The 15,838-nt window shown below is 68.5% G+C and carries 1 protein-coding gene; it reads right to left on the bottom strand.

Going from position 1 to position 15,838, the window contains the following annotated elements:
• Positions 1-15,838: SDR family NAD(P)-dependent oxidoreductase (locus tag ACFWHU_RS38200; protein WP_387230936.1), on the bottom strand; the 15,838-nt coding region annotated here is incomplete at both ends.

The following is a 15,838-nucleotide window of genomic DNA, read 5'->3' as shown; positions in this document are numbered from 1 at the left end:
TGGGTGTACGTGGTGTGGTGCAGGAGATCCGCCTCCGGCGTGCCCGGCTCGGCGAACATCACCGTCAGCAAAGGCACCGGGAGATGCGGGTCCAGGGCCGTGCACACGTCGTCGAGTGCGTCACGGAAGACGGAGTGCGTGGTGTAGAGGTCGTGTCCCATCCCCGCGTACTGGGAGCCCTGGCCGGTGAACAGCACGGCGAGCTTCCCGGCCCGGTACCGCCCGGTCACTGCCTGCGGGATGGGGGTCCCGGCGGCGACAGCGGCCAGCGCGTCCATCAACTGCCCACGGTCACCGCCGAACACGACAGCACGGTGATCGAGAGTCGCACGCGTCCCTGTCAGCGCGCCCGCGATGGCTGTGAGGTCGGTGTCGGGGTGCTCCTCCAGCCACGCATGCAGCTGTGAAGCCTGGGCACGCAGCGCATCGGATGTGTGACCCGAGACCGGCCACACCACCACACCCGAAGACCCGGGCTCTGTTACGGACTCGACGGGTTCAATCGCCGGGGCCTGCTCAAGTACCACATGTGCGTTCGTGCCACTGATTCCGAAGGAGGACACACCGGCCCGCCTCGGCCGGTCCTCCCCGACCGTCCACGGGGTGTTCTCCGTGAGGAGTTCGACCGCTCCCGTTGACCAGTCGACATGCGGCGTCGGCTCGTCCACGTGCAGCGTCCGCGGGAGTACGCCCTCCCGCATCGCCATGACCATCTTGATGACGCCCGCGACACCAGCAGCTGCCTGCGTGTGCCCGATGTTCGACTTGACTGCCCCGAGCCACAGAGGCGTGCCGTCCGATCGGTCCTGCCCATAGGTCGCCAGTAGTGCCTGGGCTTCGATCGGGTCACCCAGCATGGTGCCCGTGCCATGCGCCTCGACCGCGTCCACATCCGCCGCCGACAGACCCGAGTTGGCCAGCGCCTGACGGATCACCCGCTCCTGCGACGGCCCGTTCGGAGCAGTCAGACCATTCGACGCACCGTCCTGGTTGACCGCCGAACCCCGCACCACCGCGAGGACTTCATGCCCGTTGCGTTGGGCGTCCGACAGCCGCTCCACGAGCAGCAGCCCGACACCCTCCGACCAGCCGGTGCCGTCCGCACCGGCCGCGAACGGCTTGCACCGGCCATCGGGCGCCAGCCCGCGCTGCCGGCTGAACTCCACGAAAAGATCAGGGCTTGCCATCAGCGAGACGCCGCCCGCGAGGGCTATGGTCGACTCGCCGCTGCGCAGCGACTGGCACGCCAGATGCAGCGCCACCAGCGACGACGAACACGCCGTGTCCACCGTCACCGCCGGACCCTCAAGCCCGAACGCGTACGACACCCGACCCGACGCGACACTCGGCGCCGTACCGATACGGCGATACCCCTCGAACTCGTCGGGTACGGAGGAGAGACGGGACAGGTAGTCGTGGTTCACCACACCGGTGAACACGCCGGTGCCGGTGCCGCGGAGGGATGTGGGGTCGATACCCGCCCGCTCGAAGGCTTCCCAGGCCGTCTCCAGCAGCAGCCGCTGCTGAGGATCCGTCGCCAGAGCCTCCCGCGGACTCATGTGGAATAGATCGGCGTCGAATTCGGCGGCATCGTGGAGGAAGGCACCGTGACGTACGTAAGAGGTACCCGTGTGGTCCGGGTCCGCGTCGTAGAGCCGTTCCACGTCCCAGCCGCGATTGGTGGGGAAGTCGCCGACCGCGTCCCTCTCGTCGCGGAGGAGCTGCCACAGGTCCTCCGGGGACCGCACGTCGCCGGGAAACCGGCATGCCATCCCCACGATGGCGATGGGCTCGTCCTCGGCCGTTCGCACCGCGGCGACCGGCCGGCGTGGGGCGGCGGTGGTCTGCAACAGCAATCCGCGCAGATGGTCGGCGAGTTCTTGCGGCGTCGGGTAGTCGAACACCACGGTCGTCGGCAGTGCGGTGCCGATGGCCCTGGCGAGGCTGTTGCGCAGCTCGACCGCCGTCAACGAACCGATTCCCAGCTCGCGGAACGGCCGGTGCGGAAGGAGAGACGTACTGTCCGAATGGCCAAGGGCAACTGCCGCGTGGGAGACGACGAGAGTGACCAGCCGCTCACGCTGCTCAGACTCCGGCAGAACGCGGAGCTCCTCGGCGAAACCGCCCACGGTGACGGTCGACCGGGCCGCTGTGGTCCGTCGCGGCCGAATGAGTTTACGGAGGACGGGGGACGCGGTGTCGGGGTCGATGGTGGTGGTGTTGATGGCTATGGGGATGAGGTGGGGGTGGGTGGTTGCGGTGTCGAGGAGGGTGAGGGCTTGTTGGGTGGTGAGGGGGGTGATTCCGGTGCGGGTGAGGCGGTTGATGTCGTTGGTGGTCATGTGGGCGGTCATGCCGGTGGTTTGTGCCCAGTAGCCCCAGGCGAGTGAGGTGGTGGGGAGGTTGTGGTGGTGGCGGTGGTGGGCGAGTGTGTCGAGGAAGGTGTTGGCGGTGGCGTAGTTGGCTTGTCCGGTGGCGCCGAGGGTGGCGGCGGCGGAGGAGAAGAGGATGAATGCGTCGAGGTCGCTGTTGGCTGTGAGTTGGTGGAGGTTCCAGGCGGCGTCGACCTTCGGTGCCATCACGGTGGTGAGGTGTTCGGGGGTGAGGTTGTCGATGGTGGCGTCGTCGAGGACGCCTGCGGTGTGGATGACGGCGGTGAGGGGGTGTTCGGCGGGGATGGTGTCGAGGAGGGTGGTGAGTTGTTGCCGGTCGGCGGCGTCGCATGCGGTGATGCGGACGTCCGCGCCGAGCGCGGTCAGCTCTTCCTGAAGCTCCTGTGCGCCTTCCGCGTCGGGGCCGGTCCTGCTGGTCAGCAGCAGGTGCCGGACGCCGTGTGTGGTGACGAGGTGGCGGGCGGTGAGGGCTCCGAGGGTGCCGGTGCCGCCGGTGATGAGGGTGGTGCCGTGGGGGTTGAGGGTGAGGGTGTTGCCGGGTGTGGGGGTGTGCCGGGTGAGGCGCGGGACGAACATGTCCCCGTTGCGCAGGGCGAGTTGAGGTTCGCCGGTGGTGATGGCGTGGGTGAGTTGTTTGGTGCTGTGGGGGTGGTTGTCGGTGTCGATGAGGGTGATGCGGTGGGGGTGTTCGTTCTGGGCGCTGCGGATGAGGCCCCAGAGCGGCGCGTGTACGAGGTCCGTTATGTTCTCGTCGGGGTTGGTGGTGACGGCGTGGTGGGTGAGGACGATGAGGTGGCGGTCGGTGTTGGCGGGGTCGGCGAGCCAGTCCTGGAGGTGCTGGAGCGTCTGGGCGGCGACGTGGTGGACCTGTTGGGGCAGAGACAGGTCGGGGTCGGCGGAATCGAGTTCGAGGTGGGCGATCGACTCGGGTACGGCCGTGGCCGGTGCTCCGGCGGAGAGGATCGTCCAGTCTCGGTGATCGCCGGCGTTGGTGTCGGCGTCACTCGCAAGGGGTGTCCACTCGACCGCGAACAGCCGGTTGTGGGTACTTGTCCCGGCCGCCGCCAACTGCGCCGTATCCACAGGACGTACCGACAGCGACTCGATCCTCGCTACGAGCTGTCCCGCGCTGTCCGCGAGAGTGATCTCCGCCGTCGTCTCGCTGGTGTGCCGGAGATGGGCGCGAAGAGTCGATGCGCCGGTGGCGTGCAGGTCGACTCCGCTCCAGGAGAAGGGCAGTTGGGCCTTCCCGTTCTCGTCCTCGTTGCCGTCTTGCTCTGTGCCGGCGGTCAGGCCGAGGGCGTGGAGGGTGGCGTCGAGGAGTGCGGGGTGGATGCCGTAGCCGGTGACGTCGGTGTCGGGGTCGAGTGTGATCTCCGCGTACACGTCGTCGCCCGAGCTCCAGGCGGCGGTGAGTCCCTGGAAGACGGGACCGTACTGGTAGCCCTTGGCGGCGAGGTCGTCGTACAGCGTCTCGACGGGCAGTGCCTCGGCACCGGCCGGCGGCCAGGCACTGAGATCCACGACCGGACCAGCTGCCGAAGTGCCGAGCCGGCCTGAAGCGTGCAGAGCCCATGGCTCGTCCCGACCCGCGCGCGAGTGGATCGTGACGGGACGTTCGCTGTCGGAACTCTCCGAGCCCACGATCATCTGGAGCTGCACTGTGCCCTGTTCGGGAACGAGCAAGGGGGCTTCCAGAGTCAGGTCGACCAGGTGTGCGTGCCCTGTGTGGTCACCGGCATGCAGGGCGAGATCCACGAACGCACTGCCCGGCAGGAGTACGTTCCCGAAGACCGAGTGGTCGGCGAGCCACGGGCGCGTTCGCAGGGACAGCCTTCCCGTGAACGTGACGGCCCCGATTCCGTCTGCCTGCTCCATGGCCGCGTCGAGCAGCGGATGGTCGATCGTCCCGAGCCCCAGGCCCTCCAGGTCCGCCACTGCGGGTGTGTCGTTGAGCCAGTAGTGGTGGTGTTGGAAGGCGTAGGTGGGGAGGGTGGGGTGGTGGTTGGTGGGCTGGGTGGTGGTGGGCCAGGTGAGGGGGGTGTGGTGGGTGTGGAGTGTGGCGAGTGCGGTGTGGAGGGTGTGGTGGTGGGGGTGTTTGGGGTGGAGGGTTCCGATGGTGGTGGCGTTCGGGAGGGTTTGGGTGGTGAGGGTGGTGAGGGTGGTGTCGGGTCCGAGTTCGAGGTAGGTGGTGGTCCCGGTGGTGTCGAGGTGGTGGGTGATGTCGGTGTAGTTGACGCTGTGGCGGAGCTGTTCGGTCCAGTAGTCCGGTGAGACGGCTTGCTCGCCGGTGAGGGGCAGCCCCGTGCGGTTGGAGATGACCGGCAGCGTCGGAGCCTGTGGGGCAAGAGCCCTGAACGTGGTACGGAATTCGTCGAGGACGGGGTCCATGTGCGCGGAGTGGAAGGCGTGGCTGACCTTGAGCGCGCGGGTACGGATACCCGCTTCGGCCGCACGCGCCGTCAGGGCCTCGATCTCGGCCACGGTCCCTGAAACGACGGTGTTGGTGGGGGAGTTGCGGGCGGCGATCTCCAGCCCGGTGCCCTCGAGGAGGGGGGTGACGTCGTCGGGGGTGGTGTGGAGGGTGAGCATCGTGCCCTGGCCGGCGGGGAGTTCTCCCATGAGGCGGGCGCGGGTGGTGACGAGGGTGGCGGCGTCGTTGAGGGTGAAGACACCGGCGAGGTGGGCTGCGGTGAGTTCGCCGATGGAGTGTCCGGCGAGTGCGTCGGGGCGCACCCCGTAGGACTGGATGAGCCGGTAGAGCGCTGTTTCCAGGGCGAAGAGGGCGGGCTGGGTGTACGTGGTGTGGTGCAGCAGGTCGGCTTCGGGGGTGCCGGGTTCGGCGAACATCACCGTCAGCAAAGGCACCGGGAGGTGCGGGTCCAGTGCGGCGCATGTCTCGTCGAGGGCGTCGCGGAAGACGGGGTGGGTGGTGTAGAGGTCGTGCCCCATGCCCGCGTACTGGGAGCCCTGGCCGGTGAACAGCACGGCGAGCTTCCCTGCCCGGTACCGCCCGGTCACCGCCTGTGCAGTCGGGTTCCCGGCGGCGACAGCGGCCAGCGCGTCCATCAACTGCCCGCGCCCGGTCCCGAAGACGACGGCACGGTGATCGAGAGTCGCACGCGTCCCCGTAAGAGCATCCGCGACCGCCGGAAGATCAGCGTCAGGCTGCTCCTCCAGCCACGCGTGCAACTGCGAAGCCTGCGCGGTCAGAGCCTCGGCCGTATGACCGGACACCGGCCACACCACCACACCGGACTCTGCTCCAACGGCCTCCGACTCGACATCAGCCGTCACCGGGGCCTGCTCAAGCACCACATGCGCGTTGGTGCCGCTCATTCCGAAGGAAGAGATACCTGCACGCCGGAGCGTCTCCGGCATCTCAGCCCAAGACACTTCTTCCCGGAGCAGTTCCACCGCTCCGGCCGACCAGTCGACATGCGGCGTCGGCTCGTCCACGTGCAACGTCCGCGGCAGTACGCCCTCCCGCATCGCCATGACCATCTTGATGACACCCGCGACACCGGCTGCCGCCTGGGTGTGGCCGATGTTCGACTTCAGCGAGCCCAGCCACAGCGGAGCGTCTTCCGGCCGGTCCTGACCGTAGGTGGCGAGGATGGCCTGGGCTTCGATCGGGTCACCGAGAGCGGTGCCGGTGCCGTGTGCTTCCACGGCCTGGACGTCCGCCGCCGACAGGCCGGCGTTCGCGAGGGCCTGACGGATGACGCGCTGCTGTGACGGCCCGTTCGGAGCCGTGAGGCCGTTGGACGCACCGTCCTGGTTGACCGCCGAACCCCGTACCACCGCCAGGACTTCGTGCCCGTTGCGTACAGCGTCCGACAGCCGCTCCACGAGCAGCAGTCCGACACCTTCCGACCAGCCGGTGCCGTCCGCGCCCGCCGCGAACGGCTTGCACCGGCCGTCCGGCGCCAGCCCGCGCTGCCGGCTGAACTCCACGAACATGCTCGGACTCGCCATCACCGATACACCACCGACCAGGGCCAGATCGCACTCGCCCTCCCGTAGCGCCTGGCCGGCCATGTGGAGCGCCACCAGGGACGAGGAGCACGCCGTGTCGACGGTGATCGCCGGACCCTCGAGCCCGAACGCGTACGACACCCGGCCCGAGGCGACACTCCCGGCGCTGCCGATGCCGACCTGCCCCTCGTATCCCTCCGGAATGCTGGACAGACGGGAGTAGTAGTCCTGCGAGATGACGCCGGTGAAGACACCGGTACGGCTGCCGTGCAGCGAATGCGGGTTGATCCCCGCTCGCTCGAAGGCCTCCCAGGCCGTCTCAAGCAGCAACCGGTGCTGCGGGTCGGTGGCTGTGGACTCCCGCGGACTCATGCCGAAGAGCTCGGCGTCGAATGCGGCGGCATCGTGGAGGAAGCCGCCCTCGCGGACGTACGAGGTCCCCGCGTGGTCCGGGTCCAGGTCGAAGAGGGAGTCGGTGTCCCAGCCACGGTTGTCGGGGAACGCCCCGATCCCGTCGCGTCCTTCGGCCACGAGCTGCCACAGGTCCTCGGGAGTGCGGATGCCGCCCGGGTAGCGGCACGACATTCCGACGATCACCACCGGATCGCTGGTGTCCCGGCTGGTGACGACTGCGACTTCGGAAGGCTGGTGCAGAACCCCGAGGACCGTGTCACGCAGGTAGTCGGCGAGCGCGGCGGGGGTGGGGTGGTCGAAGACGAGCGTGGCGGGCAGTCGCAGCCCGGTGGCGCTGCCGACACGGTTTCGCAGTTCGACGGCGGTCAGGGAGTCGATTCCCAGGTCCTTGAACGGACGGGACGCCGCCACGGCGTCCTCCCCGTGCCCAAGCACCGCGCCGACGTGACCTGATACCAGGCGCAGCAGGAAATCCTGCTGCTCTGCACTGCTGAGCCCCGACAACTGCCTTGCCAGCGAGGACGGTTCGGCCGCGCCCTGGACGCTTCCCGAGACGGCGGTGCGACGCTGCGCGCGCAGAAGTCCCCGGAAGAGTGCGGGGGCGTTTGTTGTGTCGAGTCGGGTGGTGTTGATGGCTATGGGGATGAGGTGGGGGTGGGTGGTTGCGGTGTCGAGGAGGGTGAGGGCTTGTTGGGTGGTGAGGGGGGTGACTCCGGTGCGTGCCAGCCTGTCGATGTCGTTGGTGGTCATGTGGGCGGTCATGCCGCTGGCTTGTGCCCAGTAGCCCCAGGCGAGTGAGGTGGTGGGGAGGTTGTGGTGGTGGCGGTGGTGGGCGAGTGTGTCGAGAAAGGTGTTGGCGGTGGCGTAGTTGGCTTGTCCGGTGGCGCCGAGGGTGGCGGCGGCGGAGGAGAAGAGGATGAATGCGTCGAGGTTGTGGTCGGCGGTGAGTTGGTGGAGGTTCCAGGCAGCGTCGACCTTGGGTGCCATCACGGTCGCGAACTGCTCGGGGGTGAGGTTGTTGACCGTTGCGTCGTCGAGGACGCCTGCGGTGTGGATGACGGCGGTGAGTGGGTGTTCGGCGGGGATGGTGTCGAGCAGTGCCGCGAGCTGTTGCCGGTCGGCGGCGTCGCATGCGGCGATGCGGACGTCCGCGCCGAGCGCGGTCAGCTCTTCCTGAAGCCCCTGTGCGCCTTCCGCGTCGGGGCCGGACCTGCTGGTCAGCAGCAGGTGCCGGACGCCATGCGTGGTGACAACATGACGGGCTGTCAGTGCTCCGAGGGTTCCGGTGCCGCCGGTGATGAGGGTGGTGCCGTGGGGGTTGAGGGTAAGGCTGTTGCCGGGTGTGGGGGTGTGCCGGGTGAGGCGCGGGACGAACATGTCCCCGTTGCGCAGGGCGAGTTGAGGTTCACCTGTGGCGATTGCCGCGTGGACGGCGCCGGGGAGGTGCTTATTGCTGTCCGGGTGATCATCGGTGTCGATGAGGGTGATGCGGTGGGGGTGTTCGTTCTGGGCGCTGCGGATGAGGCCCCAGAGGGGCGCGTGTGCAAGGTCCGTTATGTTCTCGTCGGGGTTGGTGGTGACGGCGTGGTGGGTGAGGACGATGAGGTGGCGGTCGGTGTTGGCGGGGTCGGCGAGCCAGTCCTGGAGGTGCTGGAGCGTCTGGGCGGCGACGTGGTGGACCTGCTGGGGGAGAGGCAGGTCTGGGTCGGCTGGTGCCAGTTCGAGGTGGGCGATCGACTCGGGTACGGCCGTGGCGGGTGCTCCGGCGGAGAGGATCGTCCAGGCTTGGTGGTCGCCGGCGTCGGTGTCGGCATCACCACTCGGAAGGGAGGTCCAGTCGACCGCGAACAGCCGGTTGTGGGTACTCGTACCGGCCGCCGCCAACTGCGCCGTATCCACAGGACGCAGGACGAGTCCGCCGACGTCGGCGATCGGCCGTCCCGCGAGGTCGGCCAGCGCCACGTTGACCGTCGTGTCGTTCACGCGAGTGACCTGAACGCGAGCCGCCGAGGCACCCGTTGCGTACAGAGCTACGTCATTCCACGAGAAGGGGAGATGGACCTCGCCATCGATGTCCTCGGTGATGCCCAGGGTGTGGAGGGCGGCGTCGAGGAGTGCGGGGTGGATGCCGTAGCCGGTGACGTCGGTGTCGGGGTCGAGTTCGATCTCGGCGTAGAGGTCTTTGCCGTTCCGCCAAGCGGCGGTGAGCCCCTGGAAGGCGGGACCGTACTCGTTGCCGCGCGTCGCGAACGCCTCGTACAGCGCGTCGACCTTCATCTCCTCGGCGCCCCGGGGAGGCCACACGGTGAGATCGGCCGAAGAGGTCTGTTCGCTGGCCGCTGTGCCCAACTGTCCTGTGGCGTGGAGGGTCCAGGGTTCGTCGTCGGCTTGGCGGGAGTGGATGGTGATGGGGATGTGGTGCTGGGTGGCCGGGTCTTCGGGGCCGGTGGCTATGTGGAGCTGAATGGTTTCGTGTTCGGAGACGGTGAGGGGGGTTTGGAGGGTGAGTTCGGTGAGGTGGGGATAGTTGGTGTGGTGTCCGGCGTGGAGGGCGAGATCGATGAAGGCGGTGCCCGGGAGGAGGACCGTGCCGGTGACGGCATGATCGGCGAGCCAGGGGTGGGTGCGGAGCGAGAGCGTACCGGTGAAGGTGGTGGTGTGGCTGTCCGGGTGCTGAATGGTAGCGGGCAGTAGGGGGTGGTTGGTGTGTTGGAGTCCGAGGGTGGTGGGGTCGCTGCTGGTTCCGGTGGGTGTGTCGTTGAGCCAGTAGTGGTGGTGTTGGAAGGCGTAGGTGGGGAGGGTGGTGGGTTGGGTGGTGGGGGTGGGCCAGGTGGTGGGTGTGTTGTGGGTGTGGAGGGTGGCTTGGGCGAGGCGGAATTGGGTGGGTCCGTGTTGGTGGCGTCGGAGGGTTCCGGTGGTGGTGAGGGGGGTGTCGGTGGTTTCTTCGTTGGTTTGGTTGATGGGGGTGGTGAGGGTGGGGTGGGGGCTTGTTTCGATGTAGGTGGTGTGGCCGGTGGTGTTGAGGTGGGTGAGGGTGGTGTGGAAGTGGACGGGTTGGCGGAGGTTGTCGTACCAGTAGGTGTTGTTGAGGGTGGTGGTGTCGGTGGGGGCTTGGGCGGGGTGGGTGGTGGAGTGGAACGGGATCTGCGCGGCCTGCGGTGTGATGTCTGCGAGGACCGTGAGGAGGTGTTCTTCGAGGGTTTCGACGTGGGGGCTGTGGGAGGCGTAGTCGACGGGGAGCAGTCGTGTTTGTACGTTGTTGGTCTGGCAGTGGTCGAGGTAGGTGTGGATGTCTTCGGTGGTGCCGGAGATGACCGTGTGGGTGGGGGAGTTGATGACCGCGACCGAGAGACTCTCGAACGTGGCGATCTGCTCGGTGACCTGTTCGTGGGGCAGGGTGACGGATGCCATGGTGCCGCGCCCGGTCAGGGAGGTGAGGGCTTTGCTGCGCAATGCGACGATCTTCGCCGCGTCCTCCAGGGTGAGTGCGCCGGCGATGTGTGCTGCGGCGATCTCGCCCTGCGAGTGACCGATGACGGCATCAGCGCTGGTGCCGTGGTGTTCCCAGAGGCGGGCGAGGGAGACCATGACCGCGAACAACGCCGGCTGCACGACATCCACCCGCTCCAGGAGTTCCCCGGCCGGGTCCGTGAGTACGTCTCGCAGCGACCAGTCGATGTACGGGGCCAGCGCTTTCGCGCATGCGTCGATGGACTGGGCGTAGACGGGCTCGGTCGTCAGGAGGTCGGCGGTCATGAGCGGCCATTGGGCGCCCTGGCCGGGGAAGACGAACACGGTTTTGCCATGCGGACGTGTCACCCCGCTCACCACATGCGCACTCGGAGCGCCCTCGCCCAGCGCTGCCAGGCCGTCCATCAGCTCCCCACGGTTAGCGGCAACTACCGCGCCCCGATGGGTGAGAGCCGCGCGAGTCGTGGTCAGGGCGTGCGCGACCTGCTCGGCCGTGATCTCGGGGTGCGCGGAAAGGTGCGCGTGCAGCCGGGATGCCTGCTCGGCCAGCGCCGGAGCCGTATGACCCGACACCGGCCACACCACCACACCCGAAGAAGATCCGGACGAGTCATCCGCCACCGCGGTCTCGACCGGCTGGGCCGCCGGGGCCTGTTCCAGGATGACGTGCGCGTTCGTACCGCTCATCCCGAACGAGGACACACCGGCCCGCCTCAGCCGGTCCTCCCCGACCGCCCACGGAGTGTTCTCCGTCAGGAGTTCAACCGCCCCCGCCGACCAGTCGATGTGTGATGACGGCTCGTCCACATGCAGGGTGCGCGGCAGCACGCCCTCCCGCATGGCCAGCACCATCTTGATGACACCGCCGACGCCGGCCGCCGCCTGTGTGTGACCGAGGTTCGACTTCAGCGACCCCAGCCACAACGGAGCATCCTCCGGCCGGTCCTGACCGTACGTCGCGAGCAGCGCCTGCGCCTCGATCGGGTCACCGAGCGTCGTACCCGTGCCGTGCGCCTCCACCGCCTGGACGTCCGCCGCCGTCAGCCCCGCGTTCGCGAGTGCCTGACGGATGACACGCTGCTGCGAAGGCCCGTTCGGAGCCGTCAGCCCGTTCGACGCACCATCCTGATTGACCGCCGAACCCTTTACCACCGCGAGTACCTGGTGCCCGTTGCGCTTGGCGTCCGACAGCCTCTCCACCAGCAGCAGCCCGACACCCTCAGACCAGCCCGTGCCGTCCGCACCGGCCGCGAACGGCTTGCACCGGCCATCGGGCGCCAGTCCACGCTGCCGGCTGAAGACGACGAACGCGTGCGGCGTCGGCATTACGGTCACACCGCCGGCCAGCGCGAGGTCGCACTCGCCGTTCCGCAGCGACTGGGCGGCCATGTGCAGAGCCACGAGCGACGACGAGCACGCCGTGTCCACCGTCACCGCCGGCCCCTCCAGGCCCAGTGTGTAGGCGATACGCCCCGACGCGATGCTGCCGAGCGTGCCGGTGCCCATGAAGCCCTCGTACTCTTCGGGCACGGAGGAGAGACGTGTCAGATAGTCCTGATTGACCAGCCCGGTGAAAACACCTGTTGCGCTTCCCTGGAGCGTCGTGGGATCGATGCCGGCGCCCTCGAAGGTCTCCCACGCCGTCTCCAGCAGCAACCGCTGCTGCGGATCCGTCGCCGTCGCCTCACGCGGACTGATCCGGAAGAAGTCATGGTCGAACTCGGCGGCGTCGTAGAGGAATCCACCCTGCCGCACGTACGAGGTACCGGGACGTGTCGGGTCGGGGTCGTAAAGGCCCTCGGTGTCCCACCCGCGGTCGGTCGGGAACTCGCCGATCCCGTCGCGCCCCTCTTCGAGCAGTCGCCACAGGTCATCCGGCGAGGCCACTCCGCCCGGGAAACGGCACGCCATGCCGACGATCGCGATCGGCTCGTCCTCCACGGCGGTGCCGCTCGGAGACGCGGGACGCGCCGCGTTCGCCGGCTCGGTACCCATGAGCTGGGTGAGCAGGAAGTCCGCCAGCAGCGCGGGCGTCGGGTAGTCGAAGATCAGGGTGGCCGGGAGGGCCAGCCCGGTCGCACCGCCGACGCGATTGCGCAGTTCGACGGCGGTCAGCGAATCGAAGCCCAGTTCCTTGAAGGGCCGCGCGGAGTCGACCGCCGTTCCGCTGTTGTGTCCCAGCACGGCGGCCGCGTGAGCGGTCACCACATCGAGCAGCCGCTGGCGGCGGTCGCTCCCGCTGAGACGGGCGAGCTGTCCAGCGAGTCCTGAGCCGCTGTCCGCGTTGCCGCTCGCGGCGGCGCGCCGTGTGCCGCTACGTGTCAGCCCGCGGAGCAGGGCCGGTACGGGCTCGGTGAGCCTGGCTGTCTGCACCGCGGCGGAGACCAGCATCGGCTGACCACTGAGCAGACCCTCGTCGAACAGCCGTATGCCGAGTTCGGTGCTGAGAGGGATGACTCCGCCGCGTTCCATGCGGGCGAGTCCGTCGGCGTCGATGTGCTTGGTCAGACCGGTGGCCTCGGCCCAGAATCCCCACGCGAGGGAGAGGGTGGGCAGACCCTGGTGCCGCCGGTGGACGGCGAGCGCGTCGAGGAAGGCGTTGGCCGAAGCGTAGTTGGCCTGTCCGGGCGCGCCGAGGACACCGGCGGCCGACGAGAAGAGCACGAAGGCGTCCAGGTCGGAACCCGCCGTCAGCTCGTGCAGATTCCAGGCCGCGTCCACCTTCGGACGCAGTACGTCGCGCAGCCGCTCGGGGGTGAGGTTGGTGACCGTGGCGTCGTCCAGTGCCCCGGCCGCGTGGACGACGGCGCTGAGCGGGTGCTCGGCGGGAACGGTCTCCAGCAGCTCGGCGAGCTGTTCGCGGTCGGCCGCGTCGCACGCGGCGATACGCACCCGTGCCCCGAGCCCGGCCAGTTCCTCATGAAGCTCAGCCGCTCCGGGCGCCTCCGGCCCCGACCGGCTGATGAGCAGCAGGTCACGCACCCCGTGGTCCGTGACCAGATGCCGCGCGATGTGTCCGCCGAGTACGCCGGTGCCGCCGGTGATCAGTACCGTGCTCTCGCGAGAGATCCCGGTCGGCAGGGTGAGAACGACCTTTCCGATGTGCCGGGCCTGGCTGAAGTACCTCATCGCGGTCCGGGCGTCGTGGAAGTCCCACGTCGTCACCGGGAGCGGTCGCAGAGTCCCCGCTTCGCACAGCTCGCGCAGCTCGGTGAGGATCTGCTGTACGCGCTCGGGCGTCGCCTCACCGAGGTCGAAGGCACGGTACGAGACTCCCGGATGATCTCCGCGCACCGACTCCGCGTCGCGGATGTCGGTCTTCCCCATCTCCATGAGACGGCCGCCGTTCCCGAGCAGCCGCAGGGACGCGTCCACGTAGTCCCCTGCGAGCGAGTTCAGGACGACATCGACACCGGCATCACCGAGCGTCGAACGGAAGTGGTCCTCGAAGTCGAGCGTGCGCGAGGAGGCGATGTGGGCGTCGTCCAGACCGTGCGCGCGCAGCACGTGCTGCTTTCCCGGGCCGGCCGTCGCGAACACCTCGACATTCCAGTGGCGGGCGAGCTGGAGCGTGGCCATGCCGACGCCGCCCGCACCGGCATGTACCAGCAGCTTCTCCCCGGGTCGGATCTTTGCCAGATCGACGAGCCCCAGATACGCGGTGAGGAAGACGATCGGCAGAGTCGCCGCCTCGGCGAAGCTCCAGCCGCTCGGTACGGTCGTGACCATCCGTGCGTCGGCGACGGTGACGGGCCCCGTACCGTCGATCAGACCCATCACCCGGTCGCCCACCGCGAGGTGGCTGACATCGGGCGCCACTTCGAGCACCACGCCCGCACCCTCACCACCGAGCGCGCGTGCGTCGTCCACGACCCCCAGCGCGACCGCCACATCCCGGAAGTTGAGCCCCGCCGCATGCAGCCGTATACGGATCTGCCCGGAGCCGAGCGGTGCGTACGCCTCCGGGAACTCGACCAGCCCCAGGTCGTCGAGTGTCCCCTTCCCGGTCACGCCGAGTCGCCTGGGCAGACCGTCGTGCGGTTCCAGGAACCGTTCCGGTGCGGGGAAGGGGGCGAGGCGGGGGGTGAGTATGTTGCCGTTGCGGAGGGCGAGTTGGGGTTCGTCGGTGGTGGTTGCGGTGTGGATGGCGTGGGTGAGCTGGTTGGTGCTGTCGGGGTGGTTGTCGGTGTCGATGAGGGTGATGCGGTGGGGGTGTTCGCTCTGGGCGCTGCGGATGAGGCCCCAGAGAGGTGCGTGGATGAGGTCGGTGAGGCGTTCCCCGGGTTGGGCCGTGACGGCGCCGTGGGTGAGGACGACCAGCTGGCGACTGGTGTTGTCGGGGTCGGCGAGCCAGTGCTGAAGCAGCGCGAGGGTCCGTTCGCTCGCTGTCCGAACCTGCTCGGGCAGCGACAACTCACTGTCCACCGGCTCGAAAGCCGCATGTACGGGCAGGTCGCCGAGCGACTCCAGGGGGGCCCCGATCGGTACGACACTCCAGTCCTGGTCGGCGTCCTGGGACGGAGCGGCGTCGAGAGCCGGGACCGGCGTCCACTCGACCGAGAACAGCGAACCGTGCGGGCGGGCCGACCCGGAAGCCTTGAGTTGCGCCGGGTCGATCGCCCGCAGCGTGAGTCCGCCGATCCTGGCGACGATCTCGCCGGTGGGGTCGGCGAGCGTCAGCTCGACCGTCGACGGAGTACTGCGGATGACGCGGACCCGAAGCGCCGTCGCACCGGTGGCGTGGAGCTCAACGGACGTCCAGGAGAAGGGAAGCAGCACCTCTCCGGTCTCGGCGCCCTCCAGTGCGAGGGTGTGGAGTGCGGCGTCGAGGAGTGCGGGGTGGATGCCGTAGCCGGTGACGTCGGTGTCGGGGTCGAGTTCGATCTCGGCGTAGAGGTTGTCGCCGTCGCGCCAGGCTGCGGTGAGTCCTTGGAATGTGGGGCCGTAGCCGTAGCCGTGGGTGGCGAGGTCGTCGTAGAGGCTGTCGGTGCTGAGCGCCGTGGTATCGGCGGGCGGCCACGAGATAAGGGCATCGGCAGCCGAGGACACTGGCGACTGCGCCGAGAGCGTCCCCTCGGCGTGCGTGGTCCAGGGCTCGTCGTCGGCACGTCGCGAGTGGACGAACAGCGTACGGAGGCCCCCTTCGTCAATGGGGCCCACGGTCACCTGGAGTTGGACGGTTTCGTGTTCGGGGATGGTGAGAGGGGTCTGGAGGGTGAGTTCGGTGAGGTGGGGGTGGTTGGTGTGGTGTCCGGCGTGGAGTGCGAGGTCGATGTAGGCGGTGCCGGGGAGGAGGACGGTGCCTGCGACGGCGTGATCGCTGAGCCAAGGATGCGTGCGTTGATTAAGTGTGCCGGTGAAGACTGTGGTGTGGGTGGTGCTGTCGGCGAGCTGTATCGCTGCGGCGAGGAGTGGGTGGTTGGCGGGGGTGAGTCCGGCGGTGGTGAGGTTTGTTTGTGTGGGTGTGTCGTTGAGCCAGTAGTGGGTGTGTTGGAAGGCGTAGGTGGGGAGGGTGGTGGGTTGGGTGGTGGGGGTGGGCCAGGTGGTGGGTGTGTTGTGGGTGTGGAGGGTGGCTTGGGCGA

The organism is Streptomyces sp. NPDC060366, assembly GCF_042725135.1.
In the GTDB taxonomy this organism is placed as follows: domain Bacteria; phylum Actinomycetota; class Actinomycetes; order Streptomycetales; family Streptomycetaceae; genus Streptomyces.
This window is presented reverse-complemented; position numbering and strand designations above follow the sequence as displayed.